The organism is Pseudomonas sp. PDM26, from assembly GCF_019219185.1.
Taxonomy (GTDB): domain Bacteria; phylum Pseudomonadota; class Gammaproteobacteria; order Pseudomonadales; family Pseudomonadaceae; genus Aquipseudomonas.
The window spans coordinates 295749-318002 of sequence record NZ_JAHUWC010000005.1; the positions used below are offsets into that span (position 1 = coordinate 295749).

The following is a 22254-nucleotide window of genomic DNA, read 5'->3' on the forward strand; positions in this document are numbered from 1 at the left end:
TGAAGCGGCTGACCCGAAAAAATTGAACGATTGGTAATTATTCACAATTTTTTTACTCCGTCTGTCGGTTCTGGCGTTGAGTCACCGGGCCGTTCAGGGCTTTTCAAGCAGGAGAAGGCAATTGACTGTGTAGTCCCTGTGCCGACAAGGTAGCGAAGCAACGCGGTGGGCCACTACACTCGGTCATTCTTTGATACACGGAGGTTTTGACATGCGGCGCGTGGTGTTCAATCAGAAAGGTGGCGTTGGCAAATCCAGCATCGCCTGCAATCTGGCGGCGGTCAGTGCCAGCGAGGGTTTTCGCACCTTGTTGGTGGATCTCGACGCCCAGGCCAACTCCACTCAGTATCTGACGGGGCTCACCGGTAGCGATATCCCGATGGGCATCGCCGACTTCTTCAAGCAGACGCTGTCTTCCGGGCCGTTCTCCAAAAAGAATCAGGTCGACATCTACGAAACCCCGTTCGATAACCTCCATGTCATTACCGCCACCGCCGAGCTGGCGGACTTGCAGCCAAAGCTTGAAGCCAAACACAAGATCAACAAGCTGCGTAAGCTGCTTGAAGAGCTGAGCGAAGACTACGACCGGATTTACCTCGACACTCCGCCAGCGCTGAATTTTTATGCGGTTTCAGCGTTGATTGCCGCCGATCGTGTGTTGATCCCCTTCGACTGCGACAGTTTTTCGCGCCAGGCGCTGTACGGCCTGATGGCGGAAATCGAAGAGTTGAAGGACGACCATAACGAAGGCCTGGAAGTCGAAGGCATCGTCGTCAACCAGTTCCAGGCCCGCGCCAGCCTGCCCCAGCAAATCCTCGACGAACTGATCGCCGAAGGCCTGCCGGTGTTGCCGGTGTACCTGGCCAGCTCGGTACGCATGCGCGAATCCCACCAGGCCAACACGCCGCTGATCCATCTCGACCCGCGGCACAAGCTGACCCAGCAGTTTGTCGAGCTGCACAACTTGCTGGAAAACGCCTGATTCTGGCTGCTAACACAGAACCCCTGTGGGAGCGGGCTTGCTCGCGAAAGCGATGTATCAGGCGACATCTCTTTTGAATGTCAGCCCGCCTTCGCGAGCAAGCTCGCTCCCACATGGTTCCGTGTTGCTTCAGATGCCCTGGCTACGCAACCAGCTCATCAACTGCGGTAACGGAAAAGCCCCGCTCTGCCGGGCGACTTCCCGGCCGTTCTTGAACAGGATCAGGCTCGGAATCGAGCGAATCCCCAATTGCGCCGACAACTGCTGGTTCGCCTCGCTGTCCAGCTTTGCCAGTCGGCACTTGCCCGCCAGTTGCCCGGCCGCCTGCTCGAACACCGGTGCAAACGACTTGCACGGCCCGCACCAGTCCGCCCACACATCCACCAGCAGCGGCAGATCGCCCTTGATCTGGCTGGCGTAGTCGCCTTGTTTCAATTCAAACGGTTTGCTCAGCAGGACTTCAGCCTTGCAGCGCCCGCATTTCGGATGGTCGTTCAGGCGCTCGGCGGGAATGCGGTTGAGGCCGTTGCAGTGGGGGCAGGGGATGAGGAGTGGGTCGGTCATGACAAAACGTCCAGTCGAAAGCGAATGATCCTTATCTGGAGACAGGACTGCAGATTTTCAATCGTGCAGTGCCTCACGACGAACAACTGATCTCCAGGTGCTTGCCCCATTCCGGTGGTCGCTCGGCGTAGCTTTGCATCCCCGGTTGTTCCTCGAACGGATTGCTCAGCACGGCGTGTAGCCGGCGGACTTCCGAGTAGTCGCCGTTCTGCGCCGCCTCGATGGCCTTCTGCGCCAGGTAGTTGCGCAGGATGTACAGCGGGTTGACCGCGTGCATCCGCTGGCGGCGCTGCTGTTGATCAAGGGTGCCTTCACGGGCCACCCGGGCGACGTAGAGCTCGCCCCAGGCATCAAAACCCTTGAGGTCGACGAAGTCATCACGCAAGCGGGTGATGGCCTGTTGCGGTGCTTCATCACCCAGGCGGCGGAAAAACAGGCTGTAGTCGACGCCGCTGTTTTGCATCAGTTGCAGCAAGCCCTCCAGCAACTTCTGGTCGTCGTCTTCGGCCGTGGTCAGGCCGAGGCGGCGGCGCATCAGGTCCAGGTAATGGGCCTGGAACAGCGGCAGGTACAGGCCGAGGGTTTCGCGCAGGGCTTCGACGCTGATGAACGGCGTCAGGGCCTGGGCCAACGCGCTGAGGTTCCACTGGCCAATCGGCACCTGGTTGCTGAAAGAGTAGCGGCCCTGGTCGTCGGAGTGATTGCAGATGAAATTGGCGTCGAAGTCGTCGAGGAAGGCGAACGGGCCGAAGTCGAAAGTAATCCCCAGGATCGACATGTTGTCGGTGTTCATCACCCCGTGGCAGAAGCCATAGGCCTGCCATTTGGCGATCAGTTCGGCGTTGCGCTCGACCACTTCGCGGAACATCGCCAGGTACGGCTCCGGTTGTTCCAGGCACTGCGGGAAGTGCATGGCCAGCACGTGATCACCGAGCTCTTTCTGCTGCTCCGGGCGCTTGGTGTAGTAGAAGTATTCGAAGTGCCCGAAGCGCACATGGCTCGGCGCCAGGCGCAGGACCATGGCCGCGCGCTCCTGCTTTTCGCGCCACACCGGGGTGTCGGAGCCGATCACGCACAGGGCGCGGGTGGTCGGGATGTTCAGGGCATTCAGGGCTTCGGACGCGAGGAATTCGCGGATCGATGAACGCAGCACCGCCCGGCCGTCGCCCATGCGTGAAAACGGTGTCTGGCCGGCGCCCTTGAGGTGCAGGTCCCAGTGTTCGCCGGCCTCGTTGTACACCTCGCCAAGCAACAGGCCGCGACCGTCGCCCAGTTGCGGGTTGTAGGAACCGAACTGATGCCCGGAATAGACCATCGCCCTTGGGATCGCGTCGGCCCAGAGCTTGTGGCCGCTGAACAGTTCGGCGAACTCCGGGGTTTCGGCCACGGCCGGGTCGAGGTCCAGCAGCGCCATGGCGGCGGGGCTGGCCACCACCAGGCGCGGATTATCGATGGGTTCGGGCAGCACATGGGCGGAAAACGCATCGCCCAGGCGGTCGAAGCGATTATCGAAAGTGAGTTCGTCGAGGGCTTTCAAGGGCCGGCTCCAGCAGAATGTCCGAGCATTCTGCTGGGGAATGGCCGGTTAGTCGAGTTCGGCGGCGGGCGGCTCTTTCGGTGGCTTGCCGTCGACGATCGGCACGATGGTTTTCGCTTCCGGTTCGATTGGCACCATCTTGTATTCCTGGCCGTGCAGGTTCTTGAGGTAGACCTCCATCTGCCGGAACGAGATGTTGATGTGCTGCTTCTTGAACTCGCGGTTGATGAAGCGGTTGACCTCGTCGAGCACCGGGTTGCGGTCACCAAGGTCGCGCACGTGCATGCGCAACTCGTGGTCGAGGGTACTTTCGCCGAAGTTCAGGAAGTACACGTGCGGTTCCGGGTCTTTCAGCACGCGCGGGTTATCGCGCGCGGCCTTGAGCAGCAGCTCCTTCACCAGGTCCAGGTCCGAGCCGTAGTCGACGCCGAGCTTGAGGGTCACCCGGGTGATGGTGTCGGTCAGCGACCAGTTGATCAGTTGCCCGGTAATGAACGTCTTGTTCGGGACGATGATGTCCTTGCGATCGAAGTCGGTGATGGTCGTGGCACGGATGCGAATCTTGCTCACGGTGCCCGACAGGTTGCCGATGGTGATGGTGTCACCGATCCGCACCGGGCGTTCGAACAGGATCATGATGCCGGAAATGAAGTTGGCGAAGATCTCCTGCATGCCGAAACCGAGGCCAACCGACAGTGCCGCCACCAGCCATTGCAACTTGTCCCAGCTTACGCCGAGGGTCGACAGCGTCGAGACGAAACCGACGCCGGCAATCACGTAGGACAGCAACGTGGTGGTCGCGTAGGCGCTGCCCTGGGCCAGGTTGAGCTTGGACAGCACGAACACTTCGAGCAAGCCCGGCAGGTTGCGCGCCAGGGCGAAGGTGATACCGATGATGATCAGCGCGCCGAGCATGTCGCCGATGCTGATCGGCACCATGCTCATGTTGGCGCCGGTGCCGCTGGTGTATTCGTAGAGAGTGACATTGTCCAGGTACGAGAACACCGTGATCAGGTCAGCCCAGACCCAATACAGTGCCGCCATGAAGCCGCCGAGCAATGCCAGGCGGATCAGGCGCAGGGACTGTTCGTTGACCTTCTCGATGTCCATCGTCGGTTCTTCGATAACCGCTTCGCCATCGCTGGCCTCTTTGGCGGCCAGTCGTTTGGCCAGGGCGCGCTGGTAGGCCAGCCGCCGGGCCGCCACACTGAGGCCGCGCACGAAGGTGGCTTCGATCACCAGCCAGAACATCAGCAGGTACAGGGTGTTGATCAGACGGTCGCTGAGCTTCAGTGCGGTGTAGTAGTAGCCGAAGCACACCGCCACGAACAGCGCGACGGGCATGGCGGTGAACAGGATCCCCACGAGCTTGCGGAACAGCGAGGCGTTCTCATGGGTCGGGCTGCTGATGAGCAAGCGGCTGAGCAGCAAGGTCATCAAGGCGTAGCAGGTGAGCACTACCGGCATGCCGATCACGTCATCGGCCAGCGCCGCCGGTTGCAGCTCGGCAACGGCCACTACGGTCACCAGTGCCATCACCACTATGCCGAGGCGGCGGACCCAGCTGCGCAGGAATTCCACCTGGGGCTTTTCCCAACGGAAATGCAGCTCTGCCACACCACCCGGCGCGAGGATCCGGTAGGCGGTGTAGAACACCAGCCAGGCTCCGGCCATTTGCAGCAGCGCCGCGCCCATATTGGCGTTCTGCCCACGGGCGTCGATTCGCAGGGCCAGCCCGCACAAGGCGAGGCCCAGGGAAACCGGCATCGCCAGCAGAATATTGATCAGAATCGCCTGCGGCGTGTGCCATTGGCTATCGCGTTTGAAGTGACCGATGTCCTGGTGAACCTTGTTCAGTCGCGCATACAGATTCTTGCGGCGCCACAGCAGCGCACCGATCAGCAGTGCCAGTGGCAGGAACAGCAGCGGGCGCTGAGTCAGGCCGTCGGTCAGTTCGCTCAGGCTTGAAAGTACTGGCAGCGAGTCGAGTTGCCGCTCGAGGCGATCCGGCACGCTGTGAATCCACTCCAGGTCCAGCGGCTTGTTGCTCGGGATCCAGAACATCTGCTCATCGAGCGTCGCCCGCAGGCTTTGCGCCGTGCTGAGCAGTTGCTTCTGGTTCAGTTGCAGGGTAATGGATTCATTGAGCACCGCGCTCAATTCGCGATTGAGGCGCTCCAGCAGGTCGACGCGGGTGGTGGCCAGCTCCATCAGGCTTTTGCGCAGTTGCGGCGTGACTTGCTCGGGCGGCTGGGTCGACAGCAGGTTTTCGACGTAGGTGGTCGGATTGCTCAGCAACTCCCGTTGCTGGCTGACTTCGAATTGGTACAGGCGTATGTCGGCGATCTGGTCGGCCAGGTTGCGGTCGAGCCGCAGGCGCGGCAACGCCTGTTTCTGTTTGTAGAGAATCTTCGAGAGCAGCAGGCTGCCTTTGAGCACGTTGATTTGCACGTCCAGGGCTGTATCGCTCTGGGTCAGGGTGTCCAACTGTTGCTTGGTCTGCAGGTTTTGCTGGGTGACTTCGTTGAGGCGGTCGGTGCTTTTGAGCAGGTAGTCCGAAAGCTTCAGGTTGGTCGCGCTTTCGGTGGCCAGCAGACTGCTGCCGCCGGCCTTCTGTGCTTCGATGGATTGCTGGGTGACTGTTTCCTGGGACAACGCCAGACGCTTCTGGTTGATCAGGGTTTGCAGTTCCTGGATTTCCCGATCCAGGCGGTCGGATCGCTCCGACAGCAGGTCATACTGGCTGTTGCCGAGGTCTTGCAATTGAGTATTGCCGGCCAGCTCCTGGCGCCGTAGCGGGATCAGGGCGTTCAACGCAGCAAGCTCGGCATTGAGCAGGTCGCGCTGCTCGGCGCTCAAGGCCTTGCCGCCGTCCTTGCCGTTCTTGAGGAGGGTGTTGATCTGCTGAATGCGCGTCTGGCTGCTGGAGATCTCCGCCTGGGCGCGCTCGGGGCGGGTCTGGGCGGTGATGATCAGGCTGTTGGCATCGGCCAGGGCTTTTTGCAGGTCGCCTTGCTGGGTGGAGCGCTCGGTGAGCAATTGTTCCAGATGCTGGATCGGTTCTTTGGCGAAACGCTGCGCCACCGGCACCACGGTGCTGGCCTTGAGGCGGGTCAGTTCACGCTGGTTCTCGACGGTCTGTTTGGGCGCATTGTTCAATTGCTGCTTGAGCGCGGTCAGTTTCTGCTCGTAGTCACGTTTGTTGTTGAGCTGGTTCAGCGTGTTTTGCAGAACGGTTTGCAGGGCCTTCTGATCGGCTTCCGGCAATTTGCGGTCGGCGATCTTGTCCAGGCTCGCTTGCACGGCTTCGCTGGAAGGCGGTTCGGCCGCTTGCGCCGCTTGCGAGAAACCAAGGGTGCTGACAGAGAGACTCAAGCCCAGCAGGGCGATGGCGAAAATGGAGCGCAGATTAGGCATAAAGACCGGTCAAGCAAGTGATAGTGGAAGCAGTTTAGAGGAAGAGTCCGGGACCCGGGCGACTTCCTTCGGGGAATCTGACGCCGACTTTACCGATCTTGTTCCCCTCCATGACGGCCACGGTCCAGATGGTGTTGTTCCACTCCACCTGGTCACCCACCACCGGCGCGCCACCGACTTTCTGGGCAATGAAGTGGCCCAGAGACATGTCCGGATCGATGCCTTCGACCTTCAGGCCATAGAGGGCCGCAACCGCGCCCAGCTGGGCGTCTCCTTCGAGTACGAAGTCACCGAAGAAGCGCAGATCGAGGCCCCGTTGTGGCGCCTGGCTGAAGAGTTTTCCGAGGGCCGGCAGGTTGTGTTCATGGCCGATGACACACAGCAAGTCATCGACTTCGAGCACCGTACTACCCGACGGATGGAGCAATTGTTGACCGCGAAACAGGGCAGCGATACGGGTGCCTTCGGGCATTTTCAGCTCGCGCAGGGGCGAACCGATGCACCATTTTTCCGCGCCGAGGCGATAAACGAACAGCTCCCACTCACTGGTGACGTGCACCTCCAGGGCCGAGCGGGAAATGGGCGCAGGCTCCGGGGGCACCGTCACCTTCAGCAGCTTGGCGACCCACGGCAGGCTGGTGCCCTGAACCAGCAGCGACACCAGCACGATAAAGAACGCGAGGTTGAAGTAGAGCTGGGCATTGGGCAGGCCGGCCATCAGCGGGAACACCGCCAGAATGATCGGGACCGCGCCGCGCAGGCCGACCCAGGAGATGAACGCTTTCTCGCGACCATGGAAGGCTTTGAACGGCAGCAGGCCAACCAGCACCGACAGTGGCCGGGCAAACAGAATCATCCACAGTGCCAGCGCCAGTGCCGGCAAGGCGATAGGCAGCAGATCGTGAGGCGTCACCAGCAGCCCCAGCACCAGGAACATGCCGATCTGCGCCAGCCAGGCCATGCCGTCGAGCATGTGCAAAATGCCGTGGCGGCTGCGCACCGGGCGGTTGCCGATTACCAGGCCGCAGATGTACACCGCCAGGAAGCCGCTGCCGTGCAGGGCATTGGTCAGGGCAAACACCACCAGGCCACCGGCGATGACCAGAATCGGATACAAACCGGTGGCCAGGTTGATACGGTTGACCAGTTGCAGCATCAGCCAACCACCGCCCAGGCCAATGACGCCCCCGATACCGAACTCGCGCAGCAGGTGGGTCAGCAGGCTCCAGTGCAGGCCGGTCTGGCCGCTGGCGAGCATGTCGATCAGGGTGACGGTGAGAAACACCGCCATCGGGTCGTTACTGCCGGATTCGATTTCAAGGCTGGCGGTTACCCGTTCGTTCAGGCCTTTGCCACCCAATAGCGAGAACACCGCCGCGGCGTCGGTGGAGCCGACGATGGCGCCGATCAGCAGGCCCTGGATCAGGTTCAGGTTGAACAGCCAGGCGGCCGCCATGCCGGTCAGCCCGGTGGTAATCAGCACCCCGACCGTGGCCAGCGAGAGCGCCGGCCATAACGCCACGCGGAAACTCGACACCCGGGTGCGCAAGCCACCATCGAGCAGGATCACCGCCAGCGCGAGGTTGCCCACCAGATAGGCCGTGGGGTAGTTATCAAAAAGAATGCCGGCGCCATCGACACCGGCCGCCATGCCGACGGCCAGGATGATCACCAGAATCGGGATGCCGAGACGGGACGAAAGTGAGCTCACCAGAATGCTCGCACCTACCAGCAACGCGCCGATCAAGAACAGGCTGTTGATGGTCGTCGCATTCAAAGGCAGTACTCCAGAAAGCTGAAAGGCGGGCGCAAACTGACCATGCAGTCTGCGTGCCAGCGATTCTAACCTGTTGAAATGTGATGCTGTCAAAAAGCTTTTGCGTCATCACGGAACCCTTGTAGGAGCGAGCTTGCTCGCGATGGGCGTCAACGATGACGCGTGCTGTCTGATTCAGCGCGCCGTCATTGAGATCATCGCGAGCGAGCTCGCTCCTACAAGAGAGGGTTACAGGCTAAACCGCCCAACCATCGTAGTTTTGCTGGGTCAGGGAGGCCAAACGGTGAGAGGCGAAAATCCGCTGCCGGGATGTCGTACAAACGCCACGGCGACGAAGTGCAGGAACCAGATTGGCCAATCACAGTCTTTAAAACTCGCGAGGAAGGTTGCCCGTCAGCAAAATCAAGGCTTTGCGCCTGTATAACCCTGGCATCCAGGGTGACTTTTCTTTATCGTACGCGCCCTTTGAAAAAGCCCGGAAAATCAAAATGTTGGAAGCATCCCTAAGCCAATTGGAACAACTGGTCAGCGACTTGGTGCAACAGAACCAGAACCTGAGCGCGGAACTGGCTCAGGCCAAAGATGAAAACGAAAGCCTGCAACTGAGCCTGATGGAATACGAAGAGAAACAAGGCACCACGGCGGCTCGCATCCAGGCCCTGGTTGAGCGTGTCAGCGCAGGTCCTGTCAGCGCATGAGTTACAACGCCGCAGGGGTAAAGGTCGTCTCGATCCTGGGAGAGGACTATTCGATCAAGGCACCGGCCGGGGAAGAGCAGACCCTGCTGGACGCCGCGTTGATGTTGAAGGCAGCCCTGGCCGAAACCAAGAGGAAGTACCCGACGCTGATCGGTGACCGACTGCTGGTGCTGGCGGCGATGAATCTGTGCTCCCAGCAGATCGAAATGCAGAAGCAGCACAAGCTCGAACTCGACCGTTACCAAGAGCAAGTCAGCGCCACGGTTGAAGTGATATCCAAGACGATCAATCAGGCCTGATCGGTTTTGCGCACAACCAGAGAATAAATTGTCGGTTGGTTTGTATACAATCGGCACGGCTGTTGCAGTGTTTCAGCCTCTTATTCTTTGGGGGTGCTCCATGCAGTTCTGGCGACGCAGTATTCAATGGCAGTTGATCCTGAGTATGGGCAGCGCCTTGCTGGTCAGTATTCTGATCGTGGTGGGCATTTATACCCTGGTGGTCAATCGTCTCGCCCAGAGCTATCTGGTCGAGCAAGCCTTGCCGTCGAGCATCGAAGCGATGCGCAACGACATCGAGCGCATCCTCGTCCAACCCCTCACCGCCGCCAAGGACATCGCCAGCAACAGCATGGTGCGCGACTGGCTGGCAGGGGGTGAAGACGGTGCCCAGGCCAGTACCTTTACTGCCTATCTCGAAGGCATCCGCGCCGAGCACAAGGCTTTTACCGCGATCATTGTCGGCACGGCGTCCAACCATTACTTCACCGAAAAAGGCCTGGACCGGACCCTCAGCCGATCCAATCCGAAAGACGCCTGGTTCTACTCATTTCTCGACAGTAACCAGCCGCGCACCCTCAATATCGACAATGACACGGCGACCGGAGAATTGGCGCTTTTCATCGACTTCAAAGTCGAGCAGGCCGGTAAAGTCGTGGGTGTTGCCGGGCTTGGCCTGAGCATGAAAGAGCTGTCGGAGCTGATCCACAACTTCAGCTTCGGTGAGCGCGGCAAGGTCTATCTCGTGCGTTCCGACGGTTTGATCCAGGTCCATCCCGAGGCGCAATTGAGTGGCAAGCGCAGCCTGACCGAACAGATTGGCACTGCGGCGGCACAGGCAGTGATGGGTCAAAAGACTGCCACCACCAGCAGCAGCTTCCAGCGGGACGGCGTGGACTTTCTCGCTTTAAGCCTGCCGCTGCGCGATCTCGGCTGGACCCTGGTGGCCGAAGTGCCGCAATCGCAGATCTACGCCGAAGCCCGCCGTGCCATGTGGATGAGCAGCGGCATCGGCCTCGCGGTGGCGATTGTGTGCCTGTTGCTGGTGGTGTTGCTGGCCCGTGGGCTGGTACGGCCGATTCGTCAGGTAACAGCCGCGCTGGTGGCCATCGGTAGCGGTGGTGGCGATTTGACCCACCGGTTAGATTCCAGCCGCGCCGATGAGCTGGGCGATCTGGCTCGCGGCTTCAATCGGTTCCTTGATAGCCAGCGCGACATGATCGGCGAAGTGCTGACCACCAGCGAACGCCTGCGCACCGCGGTCGGGCAGGTGGCGCGAGTGGTGGACAACACCGCCGAACGCTCCGGCCGCCAACAGGAAATGACCGACATGGTCGCCACAGCGGTTCACGAAATGGGCCTGACCGTTCAGGACATCGCCCAAAACGCCGGCAATGCAGCGTTCGCATCGCAAACTGCCCGTGACGAAGCGATGCAGGCGCGGGAAGTAGTAGGTGGTTCGATCCGCCACATTGAGAGTATGTCCCGGGAAATCGGCGTCGCGGCCACGGCGGTGCGTGAACTGGCCCATCAAGTGGCGTCCATCGATCAGGTGCTGGCGGTGATTCGCGGGATTTCCGAGCAAACCAATTTGCTAGCGCTCAATGCGGCCATTGAAGCTGCGCGGGCCGGGGACATGGGGCGCGGGTTTGCCGTGGTCGCCGATGAAGTTCGGACCCTGGCACGACGTACTCAAGCCTCCACCGATGAAATCCAGCAGATGATCGGCAGCCTCAAGCAAGGCGCGGAAAACGCCGTGTCATCGATGCATTCCGGACAAGCCGCGACGGGCACGGGTGTCGAGTCGAGCCAGCGTACCGGGGCTTCGTTGACGGCGATTACCGGACAAGTGGAACGCATCAGCGACATGAATCATCAGGTGGCGACGGCGACGGAAGAGCAATCGGCGGTGACCGAGGAAATCAACCGGAACGTACAGGGGATTTCCGACCTGGCGCGGGCGACGGCGGGGGAGGTGAGGGCTTGCCTGGATGATTGCCAGACGTTGCAGCGGTTGGCGGATGATCTGGCGCGGCAGATGGGTGGGTTTCGGTTGAAATAAAAGATCAAAAGATCGTCCGAACGCGGCCCGAGCCTTCGGCAGCTCCTACATGTGGAATGCGTTCCTCTGTAGGAGCTGCCGAAGGCTGCGATCTTTTTTGTGGCCATTACACCAATCTATACCTGATCAGAACCACTCATCCTGCATGCCCAGGCAAACATCATCCCGAGCCTCAAGAATCGCCAGCTCATGGTGACAACCCGGTACTTCCCACGTCAGGAAGTACCGCGCCGCCTGCAGCTTGCCTTTATAGAAGCTCACATCCGCCGCATTACCCTTGGCCAGGCCTTCCTCGGCACGGATCGCCTGTTCCAGCCAGCGCCAGCCGATCACCGTGTGACCAAACACCTTCAGGTACAGCGCCGAATTCGCCAGGCTGCTGTTGACCTTGCCTTGTGCCAGATCAGTCAGCAGGCCGATGGTCACGGTTTGCAGACGCGCCACCAGTTTTTCCAGCGGCTCGCGTAGTGGCGTCAGCGACTCAAACGCCTGTGCTCGCCCGCCAGTGTCGGCGATCAGGCGGATCAATTGCTTGAGCCCTGCGCCGCCGTTTTGCGCCAGTTTGCGGCCCAGCAGGTCCAGCGACTGAATGCCGTGGGTGCCTTCGTGGATCGGGTTCAGGCGGTTATCGCGGTAGTACTGTTCCACCGGGTATTCGCGGGTGTAGCCGTGGCCGCCGAGGATCTGGATTGCCAGTTCGTTGGCCTTCAGGCAGAACTCCGATGGCCAGGATTTGACGATGGGTGTCAGCAAATCCAGCAGTTCATGGGCCTGTTTGCGTTCAGCTTCGGTCGCAAGCGTCGTGGTGTCATCGAACAGCCGCGCCGCGTACAGGCCTAGGTCGAACGAGCCTTCGACGTAGGCCTTTTGTGTCAGCAGCATGCGTTTGACGTCAGCGTGCTGAATAATTGCCACCGGTGCGGTGTTCGGGTCCTTGCTGTCCGGCACGCGGCCTTGCGGGCGTTCGCGGGCATATTCCAGCGAGTACAGGTAACCGGCGTAACCGAGCATCACCGCACCCATGCCGACGCCGATCCGCGCTTCGTTCATCATCTGGAACATGTAGCTCAAGCCCTGGTGCGGCTTGCCCACCAGATAGCCGACGCACTCGCCGTTATCGCCGAAATTCAGCGCGGTGGACGTGGTGCCGCGCCAGCCCATCTTGTGGAACAGCCCGACCAGCAACACATCGTTGCGCTGGCCGAGGCTGCCGTCTTCGTTGACCAGGAACTTGGGCACGATGAACAGCGATATGCCCTTCACCCCGGCCGGTGCGTCCGGCAGCTTGGCGAGCACCATGTGCACGATGTTTTCCGACAGCGGATGATCGCCACCGGAGATGAAGATCTTGTTGCCCTTGAGGCGATAGGTGCCGTCGGACGCAGGTTCCGCGCGGGTACGAATATCCGACAGCGACGAGCCCGCGTGGGGTTCGGTCAGGGCCATGGTGCCGAAGAAGCGGCCGTCGATCATCGGTTGCAGAAAGCGGTGCTTCTGCTCATCGGTGCCGAAGCTTTCGATCAGGTTCGCCGCGCCCATGGTCAGGAACGGATAAGAGGTCGAAGCGGCGTTGGCCGACTGGAAGTGTGCGAAGCAGGCCTGCGAAAGCAGTGTAGGAAGCTGCATGCCTCCCGCCTCGAAACTGCGCGCGGCGTTGAGGAAACCGGCTTCGAGAAAGGCGTCCACCGCCGGTTTCACTTCCGGAATCAGAATCGCCTGGCCGTTTTCATAGCGCGGCTCGTTCTCGTCGCCCTTGCGGTTGTGTGGGGCGAAGAACTTCTCGGCGATGCTGCGGGCGGTACCGATGGCCGCATCGAAGGTTTCGCGGTTGTGCTCGGCGAAACGCTCACGCTGGGTCAGGCCCTCGGCATCAAGGACTTCATACAGCTCGAAAGCCAGATTGCGGGAACTGAGCAACGTCTCGGACATGGCGGCCTACCTTTTATTGGAATGGGCCGAGTCTAGGCGTGGGAATAGAGGCTGAACAGGATGATTGATGAGGGTGATGGGAGAAGCAAAAGATCGCAGCCTTCGGCAACTCCTACATTGGAATGCGTTCCCTGTAGGAGCTGCCGAAGGCTGCGATCTTTTGATCTTGCTTCTAACAAGCCAGGCACCCATTGCGGGGGCCTGGCTTTACAGCTATTTAGCCAATCGTCATCAAGCTGGCATTACCACCCGCCGCAGCCGTGTTAACGCTCAACGCACGCTCGATCACCAGGCGTTCCAGCGCAATGTTGGTTTCGCCCTGCGACAGACCCTGCACACCGACGATGGCGCCGGCACGCTTGGCAACCTGCTGGCACACCGCACGCAACTGGTCGGAATGGCCGTGATGCACAACTGCATCAAACACCACTTCGTCCTTGTTCCAGTCGGAAACCAGCTTGATGCGCGCCTGAATGTCCTTCGGCAGGCGTGCGAACAAGGCTTTGGTCATGTCAGCTTCCGGCCATACCGCCGAACCACCGACAGCCAATACCGCCGCCAATTGAGTCAGCAGATCGCCTTCCACTTCCGCCAGGCAAAGTACGTGCTCACGTGGCAGGATCGCGTAGCTGTTGCGCTCGCCGGTCGGGCCGGCCAGAACGCGGGTGATGCCGCTTTGCGATTGTGCGGCGAACTGCACGCACAGGGTGCTCAGGTCGGCGAACTTGTGGCTGTCGGCCCAGGCTTTCAGGGCGGTCAGCGGCTTGCTCATGGCGTCGCGCAGACGAACGTCCGGTGCTGAGGCAGCGTCACCGCGAGCAAAGGATTGTTCGATCGCATCCGCAGGGCGGGTCGACAACAGGCGGTACAGGTACAGCGGGCCGCCGGCTTTCGGACCAGTACCCGACAGGCCTTCGCCACCGAACGGCTGCACGCCGACCACGGCACCAACGATGTTGCGGTTGACGTAGACGTTACCGGCGTTGACGTTGTCGATCACCTTGGCGATGGTCTCGTCGATGCGAGTGTGCACGCCCAGCGTCAGGCCGTAACCCGAAGCGTTGATCTGGCCGATCAGTTGATCAATGTCTTTGCGCTTGTAGCGAACCACGTGCAGCACCGGGCCGAAGATCTCCCGCTGCAACTCGTCGAAGCTTTCAAGTTCGATCAGCGTCGGCATCACGAAGGTGCCGCGTTTGACTTCTTCGGCATCGGCAATGGCCACCTGGTACACGCTGCGACCTTTGTCGCGCATGGCCTGGATGTGCTTCTCGATGCCGGCCTTGGCTTCGGCGTCGATCACCGGGCCAATGTCCACGGACAGGCGCTCAGGGTTGCCGAGACGGCTTTCGGCCATGGCACCTTTGAGCATTTCAATGACGCGATCAGCGGAGTCTTCCTGCAGGCACAAGACGCGCAGGGCCGAGCAACGCTGGCCGGCGCTGTCGAACGCCGAGGACACCACGTCGATCACGACCTGTTCGGTCAGTGCCGAAGAGTCGACGATCATCGCGTTCTGGCCACCGGTTTCGGCGATCAGCGGGATCGGACGACCCTGGCTGTCCAGGCGGCCGGCGATGTTGCGTTGCAGCAAGCGCGCGACTTCGGTGGAACCGGTGAACATCACGCCTTTGACGCGTTCGTCGCCGACCAGGCCGGCACCGACGGTTTCACCGCGACCCGGCAGCAATTGCAGTACGCCTTGCGGAATCCCTGCTTCGAGCAGCATGCGCACGGCTTGAGCGGCAACCAGCGGCGTCTGTTCAGCAGGCTTGGCCAAAACCGGGTTACCGGCAGCAAGGGCTGCAGCCACTTGACCACTGAAGATCGCCAGCGGGAAGTTCCACGGGCTGATGCACACCACCGGACCCAGCGGGCGGTGAGCGTCGTTGGTGAAATCGTTGCGTGCCTGCACTGCGTAATAACGCAGGAAGTCCACGGCTTCACGCACTTCGGCGATGGCGTTGGCGAAGGTCTTGCCGGCTTCGCGGGCTAGCAGGCCCATCAGCGGCTGGATCTCGGCTTCCATCAGATCGGCGGCACGTTCCAGGATCGCAGCGCGTTCGGCGGGCGGCGTGGCCTGCCAGATCGGTGCAGCGTTCAGGGCGCACTGGATCGCGTTGTCGACGTCTTCGACAGTCGCTTCCTGCACATGGCCGACCACGTCACGCAGGTCGGACGGGTTCAGCACAGGGGCTGGAGCTTCGTTGCTGGAAGCGCAACCGAGCATCGGCGCCGCTTTCCAGTGGTTGTGTGCGGTAGCGAGAAGCGCGCAGGACAGGGACGCCAAACGATGTTCGTTAGCCATGTCGATGCCGCTGGAGTTGGCGCGCTCGGAGCCGTACAGGTCACGCGGCAGCGGAATGCGCGGGTGCGGCAGGCCGAAACCACCTTCGACGGTTGCCATCTGCTCGATGCTGGCCACCGGGTCGGCCACCAGTTCCTGGATCGAAATCGACTGGTCGGCGATGCGGTTGACGAACGAGGTGTTCGCGCCGTTTTCCAGCAGACGACGCACCAGGTAAGCCAGCAGGGTTTCGTGGGTGCCGACCGGAGCGTACACGCGGCACGGACGGTTCAGTTTGCCTTCGGAAACTTTGCCTACAACCTGTTCGTACAGCGGTTCACCCATGCCGTGCAGGCACTGGAACTCGTACTGGCCCGGGTAATAGTTCTGACCGGCGATGTGATAAATGGCCGACAGGGTGTGGGCGTTGTGTGTGGCGAACTGCGGGTAGATGACTTCCGGCACCGACAGCAGCTTGCGGGCGCATGCGATGTAGGACACGTCGGTGTACACCTTGCGGGTGTAGACCGGGTAGCCTTCCAGGCCTTCGACCTGGGCGCGCTTGATTTCGCTGTCCCAGTACGCGCCTTTCACCAGGCGGATCATCAGGCGATGACGGCTGCGACGAGCCAGGTCGATCACGTAGTCGATCACGTACGGGCAACGCTTCTGGTAAGCCTGGATCACGAAACCGATGCCGTTCCAGCCCGTCAGTTGCGGCTCGAAGCACAGACGTTCGAGCAGATCCAGCGACAGCTCGAGGCGGTCGGCTTCTTCGGCATCGATGTTCAGCCCGATGTCGTATTGCTTGGCCAGCAGGGTCAGCGACAGCAGGCGTGGGTACAGCTCTTCCATCACACGCTCGTACTGGGCGCGGCTGTAGCGCGGGTGCAGGGCGGACAGCTTGATCGAAATGCCCGGGCCTTCATAAATCCCGCGACCGTGGGAGGCTTTGCCGATCGAGTGGATGGCTTGTTCGTACGAGGCCAGGTACTTCTGCGCGTCGTGCTCGGTGAGTGCGGCTTCACCCAGCATGTCGTAGGAATAACGGAAGCCTTTGGCTTCGAATTTGCTCGCGTTGGCCAGGGCTTCGGCGATGGTTTCGCCGGTCACGAACTGCTCGCCCATCAGGCGCATGGCCATGTCGACGCCCTTGCGGATCATCGGCTCGCCGCTCTTGCCGATGATGCGGCTCAGGGACGATGTCAGGCCGGCTTCGTTGTGCGTGGACACCAGCTTGCCGGTCAGCAGCAAGCCCCAGGTGGCAGCGTTGACGAACAACGACGGGCTGTTGCCCAGGTGCGGCTGCCAGTTGCCGGTGCTGATCTTGTCGCGGATCAGGGCGTCGCGGGTGCCTTTGTCCGGGATGCGCAGCAGCGCTTCGGCCAGGCACATCAGCGCCACGCCTTCCTGGGACGACAGGGAGAATTCCTGCAGCAGGCCCTGAACGATGCCGGCGCGGCCGCCGGCGCTCTTCTGATTGCGCAGTTTTTCCGCGATGGACGCGGCGAGTTTGTTGGTGGCTTCGGCCATCGGTACCGGCAGGCGCGCCTGCTCGATCAGCATCGGCACCACTTCCGGCTCAGGGCGACGGTAGGCGGCGGTGATCGAAGCACGCAGTACCGATTGCGGCAGGATGCTTTCGGCGAATTCAAGGAAGCACTGGTGGGCGTGATCGATGTGGGCCTCGCCTGCTTCGTCAACTTCCTTGCCGTTCAAACCATTGAGCTCGGACAGGGTTGCACCACCCTCGAGTTTTTCCAGGTAATTGAAGATTGCCTGCTTGATCAGCCAGTGCGGCGTGCGATCAATCGAGGTCGCGGCGGCCTTGAGGCGTTCGCGGGTCGGGTCGTCAAGTTTGACCCCAAGGGTGGTGGTCGCCATGTTTTTATCCTCATGTTTGCCACGACTGCGTGGCATCAGCTGACGGCAAGATTAGCCGTGAGACTGTTGAGGTGCAACCGGGTGCAACCCTTTTTTTGTCGGAATATTACGCAGCTCGTCAGGAAATAAATTCTGGTACGGCTGCGCTGCATTTGCTTGGTGCTTTTCCAGCGAGTTAACACTCGTTCTTGCTCCGAAAAGGAGCAAAAAACGATTTTTAACGTTTATTTCCGACTAGGTGCAACTTATTCCCAAGAAACTGGTTGCACCTTATTTGCTTTGTTGAATAGCATTCGCGCCCAAGGTGCAACCCGGACAAAATCCGGGTGCTCCGGCTGATGGCTTTCCTGGGGAAACATCAGTCATAAATGCGCGGGAATCCGGATCGTCTGTCAAACGTATGCGTTTGCGAGCGGTTCACCAGCCGCCGCTACATAAAAACAAAGCCAGGGCGTAACTTAATGAGCGTAAGCAATCCAACCTTGATCACGTTCGTGATCTACATCGCAGCAATGGTGCTGATCGGCTTGATGGCCTATCGCTCCACCAACAACCTTTCCGATTACATCCTGGGCGGCCGTAGCCTGGGCAGCGTCGTGACCGCACTGTCCGCCGGTGCCTCCGACATGAGTGGCTGGTTGTTGATGGGCTTGCCCGGCGCGATCTACATGTCCGGTCTTTCCGAAAGCTGGATCGCCATCGGCCTGATCGTCGGCGCCTATCTGAACTGGCTGTTCGTCGCCGGCCGTCTGCGTGTACAGACCGAGCACAACGGCGATGCACTGACCCTGCCGGACTACTTCTCCAGTCGTTTCGAAGACAAGAGCGGCCTGCTGCGGATCATCTCCGCGGTCGTGATCCTGGTGTTCTTCACCATCTATTGCGCTTCCGGCATCGTGGCTGGCGCCCGTCTGTTCGAAAGCACCTTCGGCATGTCCTACGAGACGGCGCTGTGGGCCGGTGCCGCGGCGACGATTGCCTACACCTTTGTCGGCGGATTCCTGGCCGTGAGCTGGACCGATACCGTACAAGCCACCCTGATGATCTTCGCGTTGATCCTGACGCCGGTTATCGTGCTGCTGGCCACTGGCGGCGTCGACACCACTTTCCTGGCCATCGAAGCGCAAGATCCAAGCAACTTCGACATGCTCAAGGGCACCACTTTCATCGGCATCATCTCGCTGATGGGCTGGGGTCTGGGCTACTTCGGCCAGCCGCACATCCTGGCGCGTTTCATGGCTGCCGATTCGGTTAAATCGATCGCCAAGGCCCGTCGTATCTCCATGACCTGGATGATCCTGTGCCTGGGCGGCACCGTGGCAGTCGGCTTCTTCGGTATTGCCTACTTCTCGGCCAACCCGGCCGTGGCCATGCCAGTGAGTGAAAACCACGAGCGTGTGTTCATCGAACTGGCCAAGATCCTGTTCAACCCATGGATCGCCGGTATCCTGCTGTCGGCCATCCTGGCTGCGGTGATGAGCACCCTGAGCTGCCAGTTGCTGGTGTGCTCGAGCGCCCTGACCGAAGACTTCTACAAGACCTTCCTGCGCAAATCGGCTTCCCAGGTTGAACTGGTCTGGGTCGGCCGTGCCATGGTGCTGTTGGTTGCCCTGATCGCTATCGCGCTGGCATCCAACCCGGAAAACCGTGTACTGGGTCTGGTGAGCTACGCCTGGGCTGGTTTCGGTGCTGCATTCGGTCCGGTTGTACTGATCTCCGTGATCTGGAAAGACATGACCCGCAACGGCGCACTGGCCGGTATCCTGGTCGGCGCGATCACCGTGATCGTCTGGAAACACTTCGAACTGCTGGGCCTGTACGAAATCATCCCAGGCTTCATCTTCGCCAGCCTGGCGATCTACTTCGTCAGCAAATTGGGCACGCCGACTGCTGGCATGTTCCAGCGTTTTGCGGCTGCAGAGAGTGATTATCGTTTGAACAAGTGATGAGTGATGGGTTGAACTCTTCCCGTCTCTGATAAAAGAACGGCTCGCAGCTATATGGTGTGGGCCGTTTTTTTTGCAAGCCGGGTCCGAAAACAGGCATTGACCCTCCAATATCCGTGGTCCTTTTCAGTGCTGGACGTAAGACATTTCCTGATTTTCTCGGCCATCTTGAGTTTCCTCTCCGCCCACGTACTTTGCGTTAAGCCACTCATCCCGAGTCGGCTTACCGATCGTTAACAGTGGTGCGCTGCCCATGACTGGGGCGGCAGTAGAGAGGGAGATCAGCAATGGCAAAGGGACATTTCATTCGCAAAGACGACGAGACTACCTGCGGTGGCAAGGTTCTGGAGGGCGCTACAAACATCATGATGTTTGGCATCGCCCATGCTCGTGTGGGGGATCAGGTTTCCTGTGGTAAGGACAACAAAACCTACGTCATTGAGGGCGGCGTTTCATACATCAAGAGTCACGGAAGATTGGTGGCGGGCTCGCTGGACAGCTACAGCAGCTGTCCCTGCAAAGCCGGGCTGATCCCATCGTTTTTCAAGGGTACCTACGAGTCCAGCCGCAGTGCTGCTCCGCACGCCATGCGGACTGCCACTCCACAGGCGACACCCACCGCCGCCAGCAACCCGGTAGCCTCACGATCTTCCAGCTTCGCGCCTGCGCCAAGCTCTCCCCTGCCAACGCGTGATAACAGCATGCAGGCAGCAGAGCCAGGTTTCTTTATCGTGCCCAAGAGCACCACCCGCGAACAACTCGAGGCCTCGTTGTTCACCCTGCGCGACCCGGCGGTGATGGGTAAATTCAAGCTGCTCAATCCCAATCTGCGCGACGTCAAAGCCGGCTCACTGATCGTGCTGAGCGATCCCAATAACTTCCAGTGCACCCGCGAAGAAGCGCTGCTCATGGATGTGGCGGCACGGACCAATCAAATACTGGAAACGCTTAGCCCTGAAGAGGCTGATTTCATGATGCAACACCGGGATGCCATTCAGACGATCTTGGGCTATGGCTCAGACGCTGTGGGCGTCGGCGCGAGCATTTTCAAGAATAATCTGGATAACGTCGGTAATGCCTTGAGGGAAATTGAAGTGTTGCAACAGACGACGCTCCAAAGAGATGGGCACCTTCGTTCGCCGGCCTTCTTCGTAGAACGACAGCGTTTACTTGCACAACTCAACAGCCATATGACGACCCTAACCCGCAAGGGTATTGGATTTCCCCACCATATTAATCTGAAAAAGATGTTGGGTATCTCGAGCCAAAGCCTGGTCCACCACTGGACCAATGCCAGTCCTGCCGGGCAAATACCGGGGCATGCCACACATCTTGAAGGTGTGGCGAGGGCTTCAAAATACGTTCAGTACGGCGGCTGGATAGGGACTGCCGTCGGCGGAGGAGTGTCTGCTTTGAAGGTTCAGGATGTGTGTACTGCAGGTAATACCGAAGCTTGCGAGCGGGTTAAGTTTACTGAAACGGGGAGTTTTGTTGGGGGAATTGGTGGCGGCGTTTTTGCTGGAGCGATAAGCGCTCACATTGTTGGTGGAATATGCGTGGGGCTTGGAATTCCTACGGGTGGTTTGTCTACGCTTGCTTGTGCCGTTTTAGTTACCGGAGCGACATCCGTTTCAGCAGGCTATGCCGGAGGGAAAGTTGGCGAAACTACAGCAGAAAAAATATACGAGGTTCTTAATTGACCCTGAGCATAGCTGACACATTATTCCTTGTCATAGGAGTTATTGATATCTCAGGGATGTTCGCGGGGATTGGCTACATGCTTTTTCTTGCAAACACAAAAATGGATGTTCTACAAAGGTGCTTTAAAAACAGCTGGGGCGTGACGGAGCCGGATGCATTTAAATATAGCGGGGCGTGGGGAAGAGTAATGATAATTGGTCGCATATCAGGTTACGTGACGTTCTCTACCTTCTACATCAAGCGCGGAATTCTCAGTGCTGATGATTTGAAAAAACTGCCAGTCTCGCTTAAGCGAAAATTAATTGCTTTGCAGTGGATTGGGATCGCTCTGTTAGTTGTTATGTTTGGCCTCGCATTAATGACTGAACTAAATGTTGTCTGATCCGGAGGGGCGTTAACGTGAAAATAAAAGTAAGAATGGAAACGGGCTTGTTGCTGAAATGGAAATAAACCAATCCCCTTTGCTTTTGCTTCTTTTGCTTGTCGTAATAGGGAAATCGGGGGTACTCAATTAGCCGAAAAGTGGGCAGCCAGCCTGGTGGCGTGCCCATACTTTACACCAGCTTCGCTGCTGAACAGATGGATCGTAAACAAATGAAGCCCAGAGTAAAAAAATGCAAAAAATGTGGAGCGCTGGATAAAGATGGCTTATCGCTAATAGAAGGTGAGTGCTGTCTTTCATGTCGATTGAAAATATACGAGATGGGAAGCTTTAATATTTTGAAGGAGGCGCCACTCCGATTAAAAATCCTACTTGGTGGGGTTTCGTCGTTTTTTATAATGCTTTCAATTTACGCAATATATCATCAGCATCTCCTTTTGCCTGGAGGCGCTCGCCGTCAACCATTTCTTGTGGAGTTTTCAGGGCTAGGCGTGCTAATGCCGGTGTTTTCATTAATGATGTTTTCAATAAGTTTTTTATCGTTAATCGTTTCAAATTGCTATCAGCACTCAAGCGAGAAGATTTATAAAAAAATAATAAAGTACAGCTTTCACGCTGGTTGGATTTTGTATTTTATTTCAATATTCTTTTTCCGGAAATAATCAGGCAGCTAACAGCTGGCGAAAACATCGCAAGTCTCAGCGGCGCTTTGAATGGGGAACATGAACTATTTGGAATTAGAAGGGTGCCATCGACAAGGTTCGCCCTTTGCGCCATTCAGCTTCAAGTTTATTTGCTGGATTGGAGCGG

14 protein-coding genes and 1 pseudogene are annotated in these 22254 nt (G+C 59.1%); 9 read left to right on the plus strand and 6 right to left on the minus strand.

Features of this window, described 5'->3' with window-relative positions:
• The first annotated feature begins 211 nt into the window (after positions 1-211).
• Positions 212-982, plus strand: a complete 771-nt coding sequence (locus tag KW849_RS12760; protein ID WP_015093167.1) for a ParA family protein — start codon at positions 212-214, stop codon at positions 980-982.
• A 129-nt stretch (positions 983-1111) separates the two neighbouring features.
• On the opposite strand, the gene trxC is transcribed toward KW849_RS12760, so the two are convergent.
• From trxC to KW849_RS12780, 4 genes are all read right to left on the minus strand, one after another.
• Positions 1112-1546 carry a thioredoxin TrxC gene (gene trxC / locus KW849_RS12765; protein ID WP_077432334.1) on the minus strand — a complete coding sequence of 145 codons (435 nt, stop codon included), beginning with the start codon at positions 1544-1546 and terminating at the stop codon, positions 1112-1114.
• A gap of 73 nt (positions 1547-1619) precedes the next feature.
• A complete protein-coding gene (gene selO / locus KW849_RS12770; protein WP_218429725.1) occupies positions 1620-3083 on the minus strand; it encodes a protein adenylyltransferase SelO in 1464 nt (487 codons plus the stop codon).
• Positions 3084-3131: 48 nt separating this feature from the next.
• The gene (gene mscK, locus KW849_RS12775; protein ID WP_218429726.1) at positions 3132-6500 is read right to left on the minus strand and encodes a mechanosensitive channel MscK; all 3369 of its coding nucleotides are present in this window, start codon (positions 6498-6500) and stop codon (positions 3132-3134) included.
• Positions 6501-6534: 34 nt separating this feature from the next.
• Positions 6535-8277: a potassium/proton antiporter gene (locus tag KW849_RS12780; RefSeq protein WP_218429728.1), complete on the minus strand. Its 1743-nt coding sequence runs from the start codon at positions 8275-8277 to the stop codon at positions 6535-6537.
• Between the two features lie 488 nt (positions 8278-8765).
• Between KW849_RS12780 and KW849_RS12785 the strand changes: the two genes are divergently transcribed.
• The 4 genes and pseudogenes from KW849_RS12785 (at position 8766) to KW849_RS31860 (ending at position 11315) form a co-directional block, all read left to right on the plus strand.
• The gene (locus tag KW849_RS12785) at positions 8766-8975 is read left to right on the plus strand and encodes a hypothetical protein (protein WP_108216486.1); all 210 of its coding nucleotides are present in this window, start codon (positions 8766-8768) and stop codon (positions 8973-8975) included.
• The gene (locus KW849_RS12790; protein ID WP_095943229.1) at positions 8972-9274 is read left to right on the plus strand and encodes a cell division protein ZapA; all 303 of its coding nucleotides are present in this window, start codon (positions 8972-8974) and stop codon (positions 9272-9274) included. Before KW849_RS12785 ends, KW849_RS12790 begins: the two co-directional genes overlap by 4 nt.
• A 145-nt stretch (positions 9275-9419) precedes the next feature.
• Positions 9420-10451 (plus strand): annotated as a pseudogene (locus KW849_RS31855) (cache domain-containing protein); the annotation flags it as partial.
• A 132-nt stretch (positions 10452-10583) separates the two neighbouring features.
• The gene (locus KW849_RS31860) at positions 10584-11315 is read left to right on the plus strand and encodes a methyl-accepting chemotaxis protein (protein ID WP_371319137.1); all 732 of its coding nucleotides are present in this window, start codon (positions 10584-10586) and stop codon (positions 11313-11315) included.
• Between the two features lie 126 nt (positions 11316-11441).
• Here the strand turns inward: KW849_RS31860 and KW849_RS12800 are convergent, their stop codons facing one another.
• Together KW849_RS12800 and putA are read right to left on the minus strand one after the other, a co-directional pair.
• Positions 11442-13244, minus strand: coding sequence for an acyl-CoA dehydrogenase (locus KW849_RS12800; protein WP_218429731.1), 1803 nt, complete (start codon positions 13242-13244; stop codon positions 11442-11444).
• 217 nt (positions 13245-13461) lie between these two features.
• Positions 13462-17415, minus strand: coding sequence for a trifunctional transcriptional regulator/proline dehydrogenase/L-glutamate gamma-semialdehyde dehydrogenase (gene putA / locus KW849_RS12805; protein WP_218429732.1), 3954 nt, complete (start codon positions 17413-17415; stop codon positions 13462-13464).
• A gap of 461 nt (positions 17416-17876) precedes the next feature.
• Between putA and putP the strand changes: the two genes are divergently transcribed.
• The 4 genes from putP to KW849_RS12825 all read left to right on the plus strand — a co-directional run bounded on the left by putP (position 17877) and on the right by KW849_RS12825 (position 22106).
• Positions 17877-19361, plus strand: a complete 1485-nt coding sequence (gene putP / locus KW849_RS12810) for a sodium/proline symporter PutP (protein WP_218429733.1) — start codon at positions 17877-17879, stop codon at positions 19359-19361.
• Between the two features lie 287 nt (positions 19362-19648).
• Positions 19649-21061, plus strand: a complete 1413-nt coding sequence (locus KW849_RS12815; protein WP_218429734.1) for a PAAR domain-containing protein — start codon at positions 19649-19651, stop codon at positions 21059-21061.
• Positions 21058-21444: a hypothetical protein gene (locus KW849_RS12820; protein ID WP_256357199.1), complete on the plus strand. Its 387-nt coding sequence runs from the start codon at positions 21058-21060 to the stop codon at positions 21442-21444. The genes KW849_RS12815 and KW849_RS12820 overlap by 4 nt, the downstream gene beginning before the upstream one ends.
• A gap of 140 nt (positions 21445-21584) precedes the next feature.
• A complete protein-coding gene (locus KW849_RS12825; protein WP_218429735.1) occupies positions 21585-22106 on the plus strand; it encodes a hypothetical protein in 522 nt (173 codons plus the stop codon).
• The last annotated feature ends 148 nt before the right edge of the window (positions 22107-22254 follow it).